The organism is Pseudomonas sp. PDM19, from assembly GCF_014852215.1.
GTDB lineage: Bacteria > Pseudomonadota > Gammaproteobacteria > Pseudomonadales > Pseudomonadaceae > Pseudomonas.
Genome location: NZ_JACVBG010000003.1, coordinates 914,728 through 929,255, shown reverse-complemented (window position 1 = coordinate 929,255; position 14,528 = coordinate 914,728). Strand labels below are relative to the sequence as shown.

Annotated in this window: 16 protein-coding genes; 8 read left to right on the top strand and 8 right to left on the bottom strand. The window is 66.9% G+C overall.

The window, feature by feature from the left end; genetic code table 11:
• Positions 1 to 5 precede the first annotated feature (5 nt).
• A complete protein-coding gene (locus IB273_RS31965; protein ID WP_412548090.1) occupies positions 6 to 737 on the top strand; it encodes a cache domain-containing protein in 732 nt (243 codons plus the stop codon).
• A gap of 51 nt (positions 738 to 788) precedes the next feature.
• Here the strand turns inward: IB273_RS31965 and IB273_RS20255 are convergent, their stop codons facing one another.
• Complete coding sequence (locus tag IB273_RS20255) at positions 789 to 1,118, bottom strand: hypothetical protein (RefSeq protein WP_081517779.1); 330 nt, start codon at positions 1,116 to 1,118, stop codon at positions 789 to 791.
• A gap of 594 nt (positions 1,119 to 1,712) precedes the next feature.
• Between IB273_RS20255 and IB273_RS20250 the strand changes: the two genes are divergently transcribed.
• The 3 genes from IB273_RS20250 to IB273_RS20240 are packed head-to-tail and all read left to right on the top strand — an operon-like array spanning position 1,713 to position 3,717.
• The gene (locus tag IB273_RS20250; RefSeq protein ID WP_192224869.1) at positions 1,713 to 2,441 is read left to right on the top strand and encodes a hypothetical protein; all 729 of its coding nucleotides are present in this window, start codon (positions 1,713 to 1,715) and stop codon (positions 2,439 to 2,441) included.
• Positions 2,442 to 2,479: 38 nt separating this feature from the next.
• Positions 2,480 to 2,881 (top strand): TssQ family T6SS-associated lipoprotein, encoded by a 402-nt coding sequence (locus IB273_RS20245; protein ID WP_081517777.1) that lies wholly within the window; start codon positions 2,480 to 2,482, stop codon positions 2,879 to 2,881.
• 26 nt (positions 2,882 to 2,907) lie between these two features.
• On the top strand, positions 2,908 to 3,717 hold the full coding sequence (locus IB273_RS20240; RefSeq protein WP_192224868.1) for a hypothetical protein: 810 nt from the start codon (positions 2,908 to 2,910) through the stop codon (positions 3,715 to 3,717).
• 88 nt (positions 3,718 to 3,805) lie between these two features.
• Here the strand turns inward: IB273_RS20240 and IB273_RS20235 are convergent, their stop codons facing one another.
• The 3 genes from IB273_RS20235 to IB273_RS20225 form a co-directional block, all read right to left on the bottom strand.
• The gene (locus IB273_RS20235; protein ID WP_081517775.1) at positions 3,806 to 4,912 is read right to left on the bottom strand and encodes an NADH:flavin oxidoreductase/NADH oxidase; all 1,107 of its coding nucleotides are present in this window, start codon (positions 4,910 to 4,912) and stop codon (positions 3,806 to 3,808) included.
• Positions 4,913 to 5,112: 200 nt separating this feature from the next.
• Positions 5,113 to 5,421, bottom strand: coding sequence for a transcriptional repressor (locus tag IB273_RS20230; protein WP_081517774.1), 309 nt, complete (start codon positions 5,419 to 5,421; stop codon positions 5,113 to 5,115).
• A gap of 8 nt (positions 5,422 to 5,429) precedes the next feature.
• Positions 5,430 to 6,050: a hypothetical protein gene (locus IB273_RS20225; RefSeq protein WP_192224867.1), complete on the bottom strand. Its 621-nt coding sequence runs from the start codon at positions 6,048 to 6,050 to the stop codon at positions 5,430 to 5,432.
• A 307-nt stretch (positions 6,051 to 6,357) separates the two neighbouring features.
• On the opposite strand from IB273_RS20225, the gene IB273_RS20220 reads away from it, so the two are divergent.
• The 3 genes from IB273_RS20220 to IB273_RS20210 are packed head-to-tail and all read left to right on the top strand — an operon-like array spanning position 6,358 to position 8,380.
• A complete protein-coding gene (locus IB273_RS20220; protein WP_081517772.1) occupies positions 6,358 to 7,542 on the top strand; it encodes a PepSY-associated TM helix domain-containing protein in 1,185 nt (394 codons plus the stop codon).
• Positions 7,539 to 8,063 carry a thiamine pyrophosphate-binding protein gene (locus IB273_RS20215; RefSeq protein ID WP_081517771.1) on the top strand — a complete coding sequence of 175 codons (525 nt, stop codon included), beginning with the start codon at positions 7,539 to 7,541 and terminating at the stop codon, positions 8,061 to 8,063. The genes IB273_RS20220 and IB273_RS20215 overlap by 4 nt, the downstream gene beginning before the upstream one ends.
• Positions 8,060 to 8,380, top strand: a complete 321-nt coding sequence (locus tag IB273_RS20210; protein ID WP_081517770.1) for a hypothetical protein — start codon at positions 8,060 to 8,062, stop codon at positions 8,378 to 8,380. Before IB273_RS20215 ends, IB273_RS20210 begins: the two co-directional genes overlap by 4 nt.
• A gap of 164 nt (positions 8,381 to 8,544) precedes the next feature.
• On the opposite strand, the gene recJ is transcribed toward IB273_RS20210, so the two are convergent.
• From recJ to IB273_RS20195, 3 genes are all read right to left on the bottom strand, one after another.
• Complete coding sequence (gene recJ, locus IB273_RS20205) at positions 8,545 to 10,260, bottom strand: single-stranded-DNA-specific exonuclease RecJ (RefSeq protein WP_081517769.1); 1,716 nt, start codon at positions 10,258 to 10,260, stop codon at positions 8,545 to 8,547.
• Between the two features lie 67 nt (positions 10,261 to 10,327).
• Entirely contained in the window at positions 10,328 to 10,867 is a 540-nt protein-coding gene (locus tag IB273_RS20200) for a YaeQ family protein (protein WP_192210080.1), read from the bottom strand.
• 61 nt (positions 10,868 to 10,928) lie between these two features.
• Complete coding sequence (locus IB273_RS20195; RefSeq protein ID WP_192224866.1) at positions 10,929 to 12,107, bottom strand: GGDEF domain-containing protein; 1,179 nt, start codon at positions 12,105 to 12,107, stop codon at positions 10,929 to 10,931.
• A 260-nt stretch (positions 12,108 to 12,367) separates the two neighbouring features.
• Between IB273_RS20195 and IB273_RS20190 the strand changes: the two genes are divergently transcribed.
• Positions 12,368 to 13,567, top strand: coding sequence for a CaiB/BaiF CoA transferase family protein (locus IB273_RS20190; RefSeq protein WP_192224865.1), 1,200 nt, complete (start codon positions 12,368 to 12,370; stop codon positions 13,565 to 13,567).
• A 229-nt stretch (positions 13,568 to 13,796) separates the two neighbouring features.
• On the opposite strand, the gene IB273_RS20185 is transcribed toward IB273_RS20190, so the two are convergent.
• Positions 13,797 to 14,483, bottom strand: coding sequence for a GntR family transcriptional regulator (locus IB273_RS20185; RefSeq protein WP_192224864.1), 687 nt, complete (start codon positions 14,481 to 14,483; stop codon positions 13,797 to 13,799).
• Positions 14,484 to 14,528: the final 45 nt, after the last annotated feature.

The following is a 14,528-nucleotide window of genomic DNA, read 5'->3' as shown; positions in this document are numbered from 1 at the left end:
CCGTAATGGCCACCGCGCTCTACGGCCTCAAGCACTTCATCCTCGGCATGAAGAGCCGCAACCTCGGCCCGCAGCGCGAGCAGATCGACGCGGTGATGCACGAGTACCTGACCCGCAACCCCGAGCTGCTGGCCTTCGCCTGCGGTTGCGAACCCAACGCCTTCGACGGCCGCGACCGCGAGTTCATCGATGCCCCCGGCCACGACGCCAGCGGGCGCCTCATGGCCTACTGGCACCGCGGCAGCGGCGTGGCCCAGCGCGAATGCCTGGTCGGCTACGACAAGGCCGACGGCAGCGGCGACTGGTACCAGATTCCCCGCGACAAGGGCCGCGACGTGTTCATGGAGCCCTACGAGTACAGCGTCGGCGGCAGCACCGTGCTGATGACCTCGTTCATGTCACCGATGTATTCCAATGGCCGCTTCCTCGGCATCCTGGGCGCCGACTACACCCTGCACCAGCTGCAGGAAAGCCTCGGCAAGCTGAGCCCGATGGGCAATGGCCAGTACGCGCTGCTGTCCAACGCTTGCGTCTACGTCACCCATTCCGACGCCAGACGCCTGGGCGACAAGGCCGGCGAGCTGCCGCAGGAAGCACGCAACGCCATCGCCCAGGGCCGCTGCTGGGAACAGGTGAAAGGCCGCCGCGTGCAATTGCTGCAACCCATCCGCGTGGGCGACAGCGATGCGCCCTGGGCGCTGATGATGAGCTTCGAGCTGGCGCAGGCCGGCGAATAGGGCATCAACCTGCAGGAGTGCGCCATGCGCGCCCCTGCAGGGGAGTTCGGATCACGTCCGCTCGGGCAACTCGGTGATATGGATTTCCGTCACCAGCGACGGCTTCACCAGCGGCGTGCGCGACAGCAGCGGGCAGAAGCGCGCCAGCGCGCCGATCAGCTCCCACTGGGTGTCCAGGGATTGCGCCAGCACATCCACATCCGCCAGCACCCGCTGGCCCACGCGCTGCAGGTGCGGATCGGGGCTATGCCCGAGCTCCACCGACAACTGGGTGATCAGCGTGCTGAGGTTGGACATGTTGCGGGTGGCGAGGGCGAGGATGTTCGCCAGCAGGGCGATTTCCGATTGCGGGATGACAGCAGGCGTTGCAGAAGCGTCCATGCGTGCTCCAGTGGTGCTCTGAGGGGTAGTGGCGCAATCCTTGCGCGAGCGCGGTGAGAGTAGCATCACAGCGCCACTGTGCGACAGATATCACATTTCATTTCTTTTCCTGACCTTTCGGTCACGCCTCCCGAACTGGCGTTCCGGAAGCTGCCGCAAAGCGCGACCTGATCCTCAAATCCCCACCCCGGCGACGGAAACCACCCAGGGCATTTGAGCCGTGGAAATCGGCTTTCTATGATCCGCGGCCATTTTTCGAACATTGAATGCCTGCTTCTCGTCGTGCACGGCAACTCGCTTCCAGCACGAGGCCAGGCCTCTTCTCTACCCCCTTGAAGATGCCGCCCGATGGAATCCACCTCGAACGCTTCCCGCCCCCATGACACCCGGACGCCTCCGGGCACCGAGCATGCCGGTTCTACTCCCATCGATGCCCTGAGTTCCTGGGACGGCCCGGGCACCGCCTACACCCTGGCGCCACGCCCCGCGGTTCCTGCACCGATTTCCGCCCAGCCATCCGTTCAGAGCGCGCCGCAGGAACCACCCGAAGCTTTACCAGCCCCCCACTCCTCCCTGCCCACACCCGGACCATTGGTGAACTGGCTGCTGATCGTCGGCGTTGCCATCTGTGTGCTGCTGGTGGCGCTGTGGAAAGCCGGAACATTCGACAACCCGATCGCCGCCCCGACAGACCACGAGGCTAGCCCCCCGCCGCCTGTGCAAACACAGCCCGCGGACAACCCGCTGGAAAGCACCGTGACCGTTACCCAGGAGCCCATGGACGACGAGCTGGAGCAGCCGCCGTCCTCCGCGCCCGTTGTGGACGAACTGCCCGACCCGGCGGCTCATGACCACCAGCTCCCATCCGACGCCAATACCATCAGGCCAGCCGCGCCCGATGCGCAGAGCGTTGAAAAGCCAGCACCTGCACCTGCAACAGCCCCGTCCCCAGCAAAGGTTTCGGCGCAAAAGCCTGCGGAACACAGGCAACCAAAACCCACTACGCCTGCCATCGCGGCGCAGAAAGTACGCCCGCTGCCCACTGACGCAGTGGTCATCACCGGCACCAGACCGGCCAGCCCGACCAGACCGCGCAGCACGCCGGCGCCGGCCACGGTCGGTACGCTGATCGTCGCCGTGCAGCCGTGGGCCGAAATCTGGATCGACGGCCGCAAGCGCGGTATCAGCCCGCCGCTGTTCAAGCTGCAACTGCCACCCGGCGTCTACACCGTCGAACTGCGCAACCCCGACCTGCCCGGCTACAGCCAGAAGGTGCAGATAGTCACAGGACAGTCGGTGACGCTGCGGCACAGCTTCCAGTGAGTGCCGGCAGCCCCCTTTTCCCGCATACGGACCGCCCCATGAAGACTCTGCACACTCTGTCGGCCTCGCTGCTGGTCGCCTTTCTGGCGCTGGCATCAGGCTGCCGGAGCCACCTCGAAGCACCGCCTGCGCCGCCAGCAGACGACACCCAGGCCAACGCCGAGAGCACCTTCGCCGAAGGCCTGCGGCTGTATGAAGCGGGGCACTACTACCTGGCCGAGGAACAGTTCCTCGCGCCGCCCCTGTGGGCCGGCGATGCTCAGGTACAGCTGAAGGCGCTCAAGTACCTGGCGTTCAGTTACTGCGTGACCGAGCGGCCGATCCAGTGCCGCTTCGCCTTCGACCGCGCCCTGCAGATCGACCCGACCTTCCACCTGGGAACCGCCGAAGCGAGCCATCCCCTCTGGGGCCCGGTGTTCGTCCTGGCGGCGCGCCGTTGAACCTCCCCCCCGATCGCGAGGCCCCCATGCCCTTCACTCACCGATCAGGCCGCTTTGGCCTGGTGCTTGCCCTTCTGGGCGTGCTGCCGCTCGCCCAGGCCGACACCCATGAAAGCCTGAACGCCGCCGTCGAGAGTCTCTGGAGCGGCGAACAGGTCTCCATCAGCGTGCTGAGTTCCAGCTTCACCCAGCAGGCGTCGAAGGCCGGGACCGAGTACCGGACCGAGGTGAAGAACGCACCGGTCTACCTGCAGACCGCCGGGGAATCCGCCTGGGTGGTCGCGGGCCGGACACGCTTCAATGCCGTCGCCACCCCCTGGGGCAACTTCCCCCGGCTGGACATGCGCAACGCCCGCCTGCTGGCAATCGACCTGCCGAAAAAGCACTACCAGGTACTGGCCAGCCCCGGCGCCGGTCTGTTCAGTGTCGGCGACTGGCAGCGCTATGGATTTCTCCAGGTGATCGACGTCGGCACTCCCTCCGCACCTTCCCATTACCCGCTCTACACCGACGCCGACGTGGGCGAGCGCGCACTGGGGCGCCTGGCGAACTCCCCGGTGCTCAATTATGCGCGCCTGGTCCCCGCCAGCCGCAGCAAGGCCGGAGAGATCGACGCTTATGAGGTCTCGCTCTACGCGCTTGGCCGCAAGGGCCCGGAGCGCGTGCTCAGGGAGGGTGTTCCGCTGGCCTACCTGCTCAGGCGCGAAGGCGACAGCTGGAACATCCACAGCGTGGACCGCACGCCGGTGACGACGGCACGGGACGAAGAGCATCGCCCGTTCACCACCCCGCTTCGTCCGGCGCTGTTCTCGGTGAAGGAAGACGGCCCGCAGTAAGCGGCCACCGCACGGGCTGCCGCTGACTCATCGGTTGCTGGCAAAGGTGGGGAGCACGCGGTTCTCGCCCGCGTGCTCCGACCAGGCGTCAAACCTGTCCGTAGGCCTTGCGCTTGGGCGTACCGCGTTGCGCGGCGCGCAGGTACTGCGCCGGCCACGGCACCTGCTGGCCGCCCAGTTCATCGGCGGCGTGCAGCGGCCAGTACGGGTCACGCAGCAGTTCGCGGGCCAGCAGGATCAGGTCGGCCTGCCCGGTGCGCAGGATGTGCTCGGCCTGCACCGGCTCGGTGATCATCCCCACGGTGCCGCTGGCGACGCCCGCCTCCTTGCGCACCCGCTCGGCAAACTGCGTCTGGTAGCCCGGCCCCACCGGAATTTCGGCGTTCACCGCGGTACCGCCGGAAGACACATCGATCAAGTCCACGCCCAGGTTCTTCAGACGGCGCGCCAGCTCCACCGTCTCGTCGGGGTTCCAGCCGTCCTCCACCCAGTCGGTGGCGGACAGGCGGACGAACAGCGGCAACTCCTGCGGCCAGACCGCGCGCACGGCTTCGGTAACTTCCAGAAGGAAGCGGATGCGGTTCTCGAAGCAGGTGCCGTACTGGTCGCGGCGCTGGTTGGAAAGCGGCGACAGGAACTGGTGCAGCAGGTAGCCGTGGGCGGCATGTACCTCGGCGATCTTGAAGCCGGCCGCCAGCGCGCGCTCGGCGCCGCGCACGAACTGGTGCTTGATGGTCGCCATCTGCTCTTCGCTCAGGGCGATCGGCGCGGTGTGCTGCGGGTCGAAGGCGATGGCCGAGGGCGCCACCGGCGTCCAGCCACCTTCGCTGATCGGCACCGAACCGTGCTTGCCCAGCCACGGCGCCCAGGTGCTCGCCTTGCGGCCGGCGTGGGCCAGCTGCACGCCGGCCACCGCACCCTGGGATTCGATGAAGCGGGTGATGCGCCGTAGCGGCTCGACCTGTTCGTCATTCCAGATGCCCAGGTCCTCGGCGCTGATCCGCCCTTCCGGGGCGACCGCCGTGGCCTCGACTATTACCAGACCGGCGCCGCCCACGGCGCGGCTGCCCAGGTGCACCAGGTGCCAGTCGTTGGCCAGGCCGTCCTGGGCGGAGTACTGGCACATGGGAGAAACGGCGATGCGGTTGGACAGGGTCAGCTGGCGCAGGGTCAGGGGCTCGAACAACTGGCTCATGGTGGCACTCCCTCTCTGGTCTTCAGATCTTGTCCTACAACTGTAGACCGGGATCGCCTAAGGATAGGCCCAGATGATAGGTGGCTCGGTCGCAGCCGGGACACCTGCAACCGGAAGGAAATGCCGCCCCCCCCCTTGCAGGAGCGCGCCATGCGCGCGATCGCGGGCATGGCCCGCTCCTGCAGGGAGCTTCGCCGCGGTCAGTGCAACTCGTTCGACTTGCCCATGGCCGCTACCGCGCCGGGTGCCAGGCTGTAGCGCTTGTTGGTGTCGCGCTCGAGCAGGCCGGAGAGGTGCAGCCGGCGCAGGGTCTGACTGACGCAGCTGAGGGAGATCGGCAGGCCCGGCTCCTCCAGATAGGCGTGCAGCTCGACCGCGGTCGCCTTGCCGCAGATCACCAGCGCATCGAGGATATTCAGCCGTGGCAGGCTGCTACGCAGGCCGGCGTGCTCCAGCAGTTGGCGGGCCGGGCGCGGCAGACGCGGCTGCACCGGGGTACTGACTTTCATCGCAGCTCTCATGGGCGCACCTCGAAAGACAGTGTGGAAACGTGGATCACGCTGTCATAGCGCTTGCCCTCGATACTGGCGCCGCCGTTGACCTGGGCGGAGACCTCCAGCACGTAGCGCGCCGGGAACGGCGTGATCAGGGTCACCGTGCCGTCCGCCGCCGGTTTCAGGCTGCGGGTCCACTGCTCGGAGGTGTACACGTTGACCTGCGAGGCCGGCACCACAGTGCCTTTCCAGTGCAGGGCGAAGGTGTTGCCGCCGGGCGTGATGGGCACCAGTTCAAGATCATTCTGCGCCCGGGTTTCGGTCCGCCCCTCGCGCGCCTGATAGATGGTCAAAGTGCCACCCTCGGCCCGCTGGGCGGCGACCCGCAGGTCGCCTGCCGGAGCGCTGGCAATCTCGAAGGAGTCGATGCCGGCCTTCATTGGCGCGGTCTTGCCATCGCCCAGCACGATGCGGGAGTTCTGCAACTGGGCCACCGGCAGGTGCTCACCGGGCTGCAATTCGCTGAAATAGCTTTTCGCGCTCTGGCCTGCACTGCGTTCCAGCCACAGGTAGTCCGCGTTGGCCAATGGCGCGCAGCTCAGCGCCAGGGCCAGCAGCACGGGCTGGCGAAGGGAAACGTTCATGCGGGGGGATTCTCCTGTCTGGGGCGCTACTCGAAAGAAACGTCGCTCGCATCCGTTGCGAATCGATCGCTTTCACATAACAAGACGGATGAGCCGCGAAAAACACGCACAGAAATTGTGTAAAGAAATCGAAAAGGCCGGGAAACCGGCGCCGAAACATTTATTTGCAACTGCACATGGCCGGTTTTTCGATCTCATCCGTCCTTACTCCTAGAACACCGCTGCTCCTTTGGTGTCTTCGCGCCTCGTCGGCCCTGTCCGACGGGGGGCCTTTTCCTTTGTCCCCTTTTGCGTGGCCGTGATTCCCATGTCCAAGAAATCCCGCTCCAGGCTCTGGTTCCTGGTCCACAGCTGGCTGGCCCTGCCCATCTGGTTCTTCGTGTTCCTGGTGTGCATCACTGGCACCCTGGCCACCGTGAGCCAGGAAATCATCTGGCTCGCCGACCCCACCGTGCGTGCCAACCCGCCAGACGACAACGCCCAGCGCCTGGGCTACGACCAGGTGCTCGCGGCCATGGCCCAGCAGCAACCGCAGGCCGCCGTGCGCATAATCAGTGCGCCCACCGAAGCGCATTTCGCGCTGCGGGTCAGCGTGACCTATCCGGACAGCGCTACCGCCATGCTCTACGTGAACCCCTATACCGGGGTCATCCAGGGCAAGATGCCGCTGTTCGACTTCCGCCAGTTCACCCGCGCACTGCACGGCTGGTGGCTGGTGCCGTTCAGCCACGGCTTCAGCTGGGGCTGGTACCTGGTCTCGCTGCTCGGCCTGCCGATGCTGGCGTCGCTGGTCACCGGCCTTGTGGTGTACAAGCGTTTCTGGCGCGGCTTCCTCAAGCCGACCCTGCGCCTGCGCCAGGGCGCGCGCATCTTCTGGGGCGACATGCACCGGCTGATGGGCATCTGGTCGATCTGGTTCATCGCGGTGATCTCCATCACCGGCACCTGGTTCCTGATCCAGGCGACGCTGTTCGACAACAGCATCTCCATCTCCAGCGAGGGCGTGCCGACCATCATCCAGCGCGACAGCATCCCCGTGAGCGCAGACGGCAAGGCGCCGCCGCGCATCGGCCTGGACGCCGCCGTGCTGGTCGCCCAGCAGCGCATTCCCGGCTTCGAACCGAACTTCTTCCGCCTGCCCTCCAGCGCCTACGACCCGGTGACCATCTTCGGCAAGGCCTGGTATCCGCTGATGTTCGAAAGCGCGCAGGTGAACCCCTATGACGGCAGCGTGGCCTCGACCCGCCTGCTGGGCGACCGCACTGGCCTGGAGTTCGTCACCGAGTCCATGCGCCCGCTGCACACCGGCGATTTCGGCGGCGTGTGGGTCAAGCTGATCTGGTTCGTGTTCGGCCTGATCCTCAGCATGATGGTGCTCAGCGGCCTGATGATCTGGAGCAAGCGCACCCTGATCGCCACCGCCAAGGAACTGAAGAAACAGAAGGCCCGCGAGCGGATCCTCGTCGCAGCCACCCCGGAGGCCAGCCAATGAGTGGCAATAGCAAGCTGCGCCGCCAGTGGCTGCGCTGGCGATTCCACCTCAGTGCCCTGCTGGTGCTGATCCCGCTGGGCTTCATGCCCCACTACTTCCACGAGGCGAAGCTCGACCGTGGCCTTCGCGGGCTTGGCGAACGCGAGATCGGCGCCGTACAGGTCGGCCCATGGACCGCGCGCATGGCCGAATGGGAAGTGGGCGAGCCCGAGGACGAAGGCCGCGCCGGCTTCGTCAAGGCCTTCACCCTGGCCTTCTGCGACAGCTGTTATCCCCAGGTGAAAGCCGCCTACCTGCGCATCGGCCAGCCGCGCAGCCTGCGCGCCGCCGGCGGGCTGTTCGCCGGTGCGCGCCACCAGCAGTTCGCCGAGGTCACCATCCCGCCCCGCGTCACCCCGGCCGATGAGCTGTGGCTGACCGTGGAAGGCTGGGACGGCGCCGTGCACCAGGCGCAGATCCCCTTGGACAAGGCCTCGCCCTCGCTGGTGGCCTGGCTGGAAAAGACCCGGAGCAACCGATGAAAGCGATCCTCAAGTTCAGCGCCATACTGCTCGGCCTGAGCGCCAGCGCCAGCGCCCTGGCCCACGCGCCCTACTGCGAATGCACAGCACTGGATGCGCAGACCATCCGCTGCGTCGGCGGCTTCACCGACGGCAGCGCCGCGCCGGGCGTGACCCTGGACGTGATGAGCAGCGACAACCAGGTGCTGATCCCCGGCAAGCTGGGCGCGGACTCCAGCCTGACCTTCAAGCGGCCGAGCGGAGATTTCTACATCCTCTTCGACGTCGGGCCGGGGTACATGGTCGAGGTTGATCCGAGCGAGATCAAAGGCATCTGAGGCGTACATCGACGCGCCCATTGTAAGAACGCGCCGTGCGCGCGATCGCGGGCATGGCCTGCTCCTACAGAGCAGCTACGGCGTTTTCGTCAGCGTAGGAGCGAGCTTGCTCGCGAACCCGTCCCGGCAGTGGAACAACCGGCAAGCTCGCTCCGGCAAAAGACTCAACGCGGCGCGATATGCGCCACCATCAGCTGCACCGTCTCGTTGCCGCGGAACTCGTTGACGTCCAGCTTGTAGGCCACTTCCGCCCAGCGCACGGTGGGGTTCGGCCAGATTTCGCGGTCGATGTTGAAGGCGATGGCGTCCAGCTGCAGCGAGCCGCATTCGGTCTTGAGCACCAGCTTCAGGTGACGCTCGCCAACCACGCGCTGCTGGACGATCTGGAAGATGCCATGGAACAGCGGCTCGGGGAAATGCTGGCCCCAGGGCCCGGCCTGGCGCAGGGCGCGGGCCAGTTCCAGGTGGAACTCCTCGGCGCCCAGCTGGCCGTCGGAGAGCAGGCGGCCGGTGAGGTCTTCTTCATCCAGCTGGCGGCGCACCTCGGCGTCGAAAGCGGCGGCGAAGGCACCGAAGTTTTCCTGCGGCAACGACAGGCCGGCGGCCATGGCGTGGCCACCGAACTTGCTGATCAACCCCGAATGACGAGCAGCCACGGCGTCCAGCGCGTCGCGGATATGGAAGCCCGGCACCGATCGCGCCGAGCCCTTGAGCGTGCCGTCGCCGGCATCGGCAAAGGCGATGGTCGGACGGTGGTAACGCTCCTTCAGGCGCGAAGCGAGAATGCCGATCACGCCCTGGTGCCACTCCGGGTCGAACAGGCAGAGGCCAAAGGGCATCTCCTCCACCGGCAGTTCCTTGAGCTGCGCCAGCGCCTCGCGCTGCATGCCCTGCTCGATGGCCTTGCGGTCCTGGTTGAGCTGGTCGAGCTGCACTGCCATGTCGCGGGCGACGCTTTCGTCTTCGCAGAGCAGCAGCTCGATCCCCAGGGACATGTCGTCCAGGCGGCCGGCGGCGTTCAGGCGCGGGCCGAGGATGAAGCCCAGGTCGGTGGAGGTGATTCGCCGGCAATCGCGTCCGGCCACTTCCAGCAGCGCACGCAGGCCCGGACGGGCGCGGCCGGCGCGGATGCGCGCGAGGCCCTGGTGCACCAGGATGCGGTTGTTGGCGTCCAGCGGCACTACGTCGGCAACGCTGCCCAGGGACACCAGGTCGAGCAGCTCGGCGAGGTTCGGCTCGGCGATGCCGCGCGCGGCGAACCAGCCGCGCTCACGCAGGCGCGCGCGCAGGGCGAGCATCACGTAGAAGATCACGCCAACGCCGGCCATGGCCTTGCTGGGGAAGTCGCAGCCGGGCTGGTTCGGGTTGACGATGGCGTCGGCGGCGGGCAGTTCCGCCCCCGGCAGGTGGTGGTCGGTGACCAGTACGCGCAGGCCGGCGGCCTTGGCAGCGGCGACGCCGTCGATGCTGGAGATGCCGTTGTCCACGGTGACCAGCAATTCCGGGCGTTTCTCCAGTGCCACCGCGACGATTTCCGGGGTCAGGCCGTAGCCGTACTCGAAGCGGTTGGGCACCAGGTAATCGACCCAGGCCGCGCCGAGCATGCGCAGCGCCAGCACGCCGACGCTGCTGGCGGTGGCGCCGTCGGCGTCGAAGTCGCCGACATAGAGAATCCGCTGGCCCTTTTCCAGCGCATCGACCAGCAGTTCCACCGCCGCGTCCACACCCTTGAGCTGCTGGTACGGGATCAGCCGCGCCAGCCCCTTGTCCAGCTCGGCGGCGCTCTGCACGCCACGGGCGGCGTAGAGACGGGTCAGCAGCGGCGGCAGGTCGCCCAGGTTGGGCAGGGTTGGCGGGAGGGGGCGGGATTCGATGCGCATGGGTGTTCCAGTCGATTCATTCAGGCGCCGATCCCGGCGCCCTGGTTACAGCAGGTACAACGAGCGATCAGCGCTCGCCCATCAGCCATTCCACCTGGAGCTCGTGCTGGCCGCGTTCGTCGGTCACAAAGAGGGTTCCTTCGCTGATCATCACGGTCCAGTTGATCGAGCGCGGCAGGTCGCGGGAGATTTCCTCCAGCGCCTCCTGGGGCATGGCGACGACGTTGAGGTTCTTCAGGTGGCGCACCGTGTCGAGCACCTTGGTGGTCCATACGCGCAGGTTGCCGTAGGCGACCAGGGTCAGCTTCTCGCAGCGGCGCGAGCACCAGGTCAGGCGCTCGGCGTCGGGCTGGCCGACTTCGATCCAGTGCAGCACACGGTCGTCCAGGCTCTTTTCCCAGAGCGAGGGCTCTTCCACGTCCGACAGGCCGCGCCCGAAAGCCAGCTGCTCGTTGTACCAGATGACGTAGGCGAGCAGGCGCACCGCCAGGCGCTCCTCGGTTTCCGAGGGATGGCGGGCGACGGTGAAGCGCAGGGTCTCGTAGACCCCACGGTCGAGGTCGGTCAGGCTGATATCGGCTTTGTAGGGCGTGGCGGACAGGGCCATGGGGGTTCCCGGCGAATTTTCGAAGGCGGCAAGTCTACCGCGAAAGCACAGGCGCCGTGGCTTATGTCCGTGGACGCCGGTCGGCTCCCGGCTCCGGCGCGGCCAGTTCGATGCGGTTGCGACCCTTGGCCTTGGCGGCGTAGAGCGCCTGGTCGGCCAGCGACAGCAGGCGCAGCAGGTCATGCCCGGCCTCGCGCGTGGTAGCAATGCCGATGCTGACGCTGAGCTGGCCCTCGGCCATGAACGGCAGCTCGGCGAACTCGCGGCGCACCCGCTCGGCGACCTGGCAGGCGCCTTCGGTATCGGCGGCCACCAGCAGGCAGGCAAACTCTTCCCCGCCGATGCGGGCGAACTGGTCGTGCTTGCGCATCCGCGAGGCAGTGATGCGACTGAATTCCACCAGCACGCGGTCGCCGGCCGGATGGCCGAAGGAGTCGTTGAGGCGCTTGAAGTTGTCCAGGTCGCAGAGCAGCAGCGAGGCCTGTTCACCGCGCTCCACGCACAGGCGCAGCAGGCGCTCGCCGGTCTCCATGAAGGCACGGCGGTTGCCCACGCCGGTCAGCGGGTCGCTCAGGGCGGCGCTGCGGAACTGCAGCTCGGCGCGCTCCTTGACCATCGCCAGGGTGGCGAAGGCAATACCGATAGCGAACAACATGGTCTCGAAGACCAGGAAGGTGAAGAAGGTCGAGCCCTGGCCATTGTCCGCCACGCTCTGGAACGGCATGCCGCGGTCCACCACCAGACGCACGCCGTAGACCAGCGTGTGGAAGATCAGCAGCGCCAGGGTCGGGCGCAGCTCCACTTCCAGCTTGAGGCGGCTGCGCCAGAGTTCGGCGATGGACGCCAGGCAATAGACGATGGTGATCGCCGTGCTGACCAGCACCCGCGCCGCGAGGGATTCATAGAAGGCCGGGACGAGGCAGAGCAGCGCCCAGAACGCCGCGCCTGCACCGATCAGCGGCCAGTTCGGCTTGCGCCCGGCAAACACCCGCATGGCCGTCCAGGTCATGGCCGAACACAGGTGCAGGACGACATTGCCCAGCAGGATCGCCACCCAGTCGATGCCCATGCCGCGCAAAGTAGCGAGCAAGGTGCCGACGGCTCCCAGCAGCAGCGCGGCGCTCATATAGCCCAGGGTGGGGTCGCGGCGGCCGCTGTGCCAGGCGAAAGCCATCAGCACACCGACCAGGGTCAGCACATACAGGTCGACGACTACCAGCGTCGGCAGGTTCAGCGTCATGCAGCCCCCTCGCCACCCGCCTGCGCGCATTCGTCGGGGAATGCCGCCAAGCCAAGGGGCTGTCTGGAAGTGGGCGAGCGCATCACGGTATACCTGTCCGAAAACCGGCGGGCTGAAGTCAGAAACATCCTTGAATGTCGCTACTCTACGCGCGCCAAAGGTCGGCGCAAAGCACCGTTGCCAGGCGTCTGCCCGGCGGCCTGTTCGAAGCGGCGCACAAGCGTTAGAGTCCGGCGATTCCTCTCTGATCGGACAGACCGATGAACAGCACCGCCAAACCCCTCGCCGGCCTCAAGGTCATCGAACTCGGCACCCTGATCGCCGGCCCCTTCGCCTCGCGCCTGTGCGCGGAATTCGGCGCCGAAGTCATCAAGGTCGAGTCGCCCGATGGCGGCGACCCGCTGCGCAAGTGGCGCAAGCTCTACGAAGGTACGTCGCTGTGGTGGTTCGTGCAGGCGCGCAACAAGCGTTCGCTGACCCTGAACCTCAAGCACGAGTCCGGCCGCGAGGTGCTGAAGAAGCTGCTGGCCGAGGCTGACATCCTGATCGAGAACTTCCGCCCCGGCGTGCTGGAGAAGCTCGGCCTGGGCTGGGACGTGATCCACGCGCTGAACCCGAAGCTGGTGATGGTGCGCCTGTCCGGCTTCGGCCAGAGCGGCCCCTACAAGGACCAGCCGGGCTTCGGCGCGGTCGGCGAGTCGATGGGCGGGCTGCGCTATATCACCGGTTTCGAGGATCGCCCGCCGGTGCGCACCGGCATCTCCATCGGCGACTCCATCGCCGCGCTGTGGGGTGTGATCGGCGCGCTGATGGCGCTGCGTCACCGCGAAGTGAACGGCGGCGCCGGGCAAGTGGTCGACGTGGCGCTCTACGAAGCAGTATTCGCCATGATGGAATCCATGGTCCCGGAGTTCGACGTGTTCGGCTTCATCCGCGAACGCACCGGCAACATCATGCCCGGTATCACCCCCTCCTCCGTGCACACCACGGCCGACGGCAAGCACGTGCAGATCGCAGCCAACGGTGACGCCATCTTCCGCCGTTTCATGACCGCCATCGGCCGCCTCGACCTCGCCGAAGACCCGAGCCTGGCCAGCAACGACGGCCGCGATGCGCGCCGCGACGAGCTGTACGGCATCATCGACCGCTGGGCGCGCTCCGAATCGCTGGATACCGTGCTCAAGGTACTCACCGAAGCCGAGGTGCCGGCCAGCCGCATCTTCTCGGCCGAGGACATGTTCAGCGACCCGCAATTCCTCGCGCGGGAGATGTTCCTCTCGGCCAAGCTGCCGGACGGCAAGTCCTTCCGCATGCCCGGCATCGTCCCCAAGCTCTCCGACACCCCCGGCAGCGCCGAGTGGATCGGGCCGAAACTGGGGGAACATACGGATGAGGTGCTGACCGGGCTGGGCTACGACGCAGCGGCCATCGCGGCGCTGCGCAAGGATGGCGCGGTCTGAGATTTTGCTGCTTGCAGGAGCGAAGCTTCTCCGCGAATTCCCGTCACAGCCGGGGTAGGAGCGCCGGCCTATTGTCGGACCGTGGATAAGAGTCGAAGTCCCGTGCAGGCGGATAACCCGTTCCGGGTTATTCGCCCTACGGGTGGCCCCGACATCGGAGCCGAACCTGTAGGAGCGTGCCATGCACGCGATCGCGGGCGTGGCCCGCTCCTACAGGGAGCAATAAGGCTCAGCCCGCTTCCTGCTCCGGCTCTTCGGTCTGGGCGATGAACTCCAGCATCTTCTCGCTGCCATCCAGCAGGTCCGCGTGGATCGCCTCGCGGGCGGCGGTGCCGTTGCGTTCGCGCAGGGCATGCAGGACATCCCAGTGGTGTTCGATGGCCATGCGCTCGTTGAAGTCGGCGTAGGCCTGGGCGATCAGCGGGCCGGTGCGCATCCACAGACTGTCGAGGAAGGCGCGCAGCAGCGGCATGCCGGCGATGTCGGCCAGGGCGAAGTGGAAGGCCTGGTTGAGCTTGAGCGCCAGCACCAGGTCATCGGCGTGGATCGCCTCGAGGTTCTCGCGGATGTTGGCTTCCAGCTCGTCCAGTTGCCCGTCGCTGGCGCGCTCGGCGGCGGTCTCGGCGGCCAGGCCTTCGAGCGCCACGCGGATGCTGCGGATTTCCAGGTACTGCTCGCGGGTGAGCAGCGGCACGCGGATGTCGCGCGGGGTCTTCAGTACCAGCGCCTGCTCCTTGGCCAGTTGCAGGATGGCGTCGCGCACCGGGGTGACGCTGGTGCCCAGCTGCTGGGCCAGGTCGCGGATGCGCAGGCGGTCGTCCGGCTTGAAGCGACCGGTGATCAAAGCCTCGCGCAGCAGCGCGTAGACGCCGCTGCCAAGGTAGGAGTGATTCAGGCCTTCGATCGGGTAGTTCATCGCTTTCTCATCGCGTGCTGCGGCATTTCCGGCGCGCATGATGCG

What these genes read in the sequence shown, in the direction of transcription:
- IB273_RS31965 (WP_412548090.1), top strand. Translation starts at nt 6, where the DNA reads ATGGCCACCGCGCTCTACGGCCTCAAGCACTTCATCCTCGGCATGAAG.
- IB273_RS20255 (WP_081517779.1), bottom strand. Translation starts at nt 1,118, where the DNA reads ATGGACGCTTCTGCAACGCCTGCTGTCATCCCGCAATCGGAAATCGCC.
- IB273_RS20245 (WP_081517777.1), top strand. Translation starts at nt 2,480, where the DNA reads ATGAAGACTCTGCACACTCTGTCGGCCTCGCTGCTGGTCGCCTTTCTG.
- IB273_RS20240 (WP_192224868.1), top strand. Translation starts at nt 2,908, where the DNA reads ATGCCCTTCACTCACCGATCAGGCCGCTTTGGCCTGGTGCTTGCCCTT.
- IB273_RS20235 (WP_081517775.1), bottom strand. Translation starts at nt 4,912, where the DNA reads ATGAGCCAGTTGTTCGAGCCCCTGACCCTGCGCCAGCTGACCCTGTCC.
- IB273_RS20230 (WP_081517774.1), bottom strand. Translation starts at nt 5,421, where the DNA reads ATGAAAGTCAGTACCCCGGTGCAGCCGCGTCTGCCGCGCCCGGCCCGC.
- IB273_RS20225 (WP_192224867.1), bottom strand. Translation starts at nt 6,050, where the DNA reads ATGAACGTTTCCCTTCGCCAGCCCGTGCTGCTGGCCCTGGCGCTGAGC.
- IB273_RS20220 (WP_081517772.1), top strand. Translation starts at nt 6,358, where the DNA reads ATGTCCAAGAAATCCCGCTCCAGGCTCTGGTTCCTGGTCCACAGCTGG.
- IB273_RS20215 (WP_081517771.1), top strand. Translation starts at nt 7,539, where the DNA reads ATGAGTGGCAATAGCAAGCTGCGCCGCCAGTGGCTGCGCTGGCGATTC.
- IB273_RS20210 (WP_081517770.1), top strand. Translation starts at nt 8,060, where the DNA reads ATGAAAGCGATCCTCAAGTTCAGCGCCATACTGCTCGGCCTGAGCGCC.
- recJ (WP_081517769.1), bottom strand. Translation starts at nt 10,260, where the DNA reads ATGCGCATCGAATCCCGCCCCCTCCCGCCAACCCTGCCCAACCTGGGC.
- IB273_RS20200 (WP_192210080.1), bottom strand. Translation starts at nt 10,867, where the DNA reads ATGGCCCTGTCCGCCACGCCCTACAAAGCCGATATCAGCCTGACCGAC.
- IB273_RS20195 (WP_192224866.1), bottom strand. Translation starts at nt 12,107, where the DNA reads ATGACGCTGAACCTGCCGACGCTGGTAGTCGTCGACCTGTATGTGCTG.
- IB273_RS20190 (WP_192224865.1), top strand. Translation starts at nt 12,368, where the DNA reads ATGAACAGCACCGCCAAACCCCTCGCCGGCCTCAAGGTCATCGAACTC.
- IB273_RS20185 (WP_192224864.1), bottom strand. Translation starts at nt 14,483, where the DNA reads ATGAACTACCCGATCGAAGGCCTGAATCACTCCTACCTTGGCAGCGGC.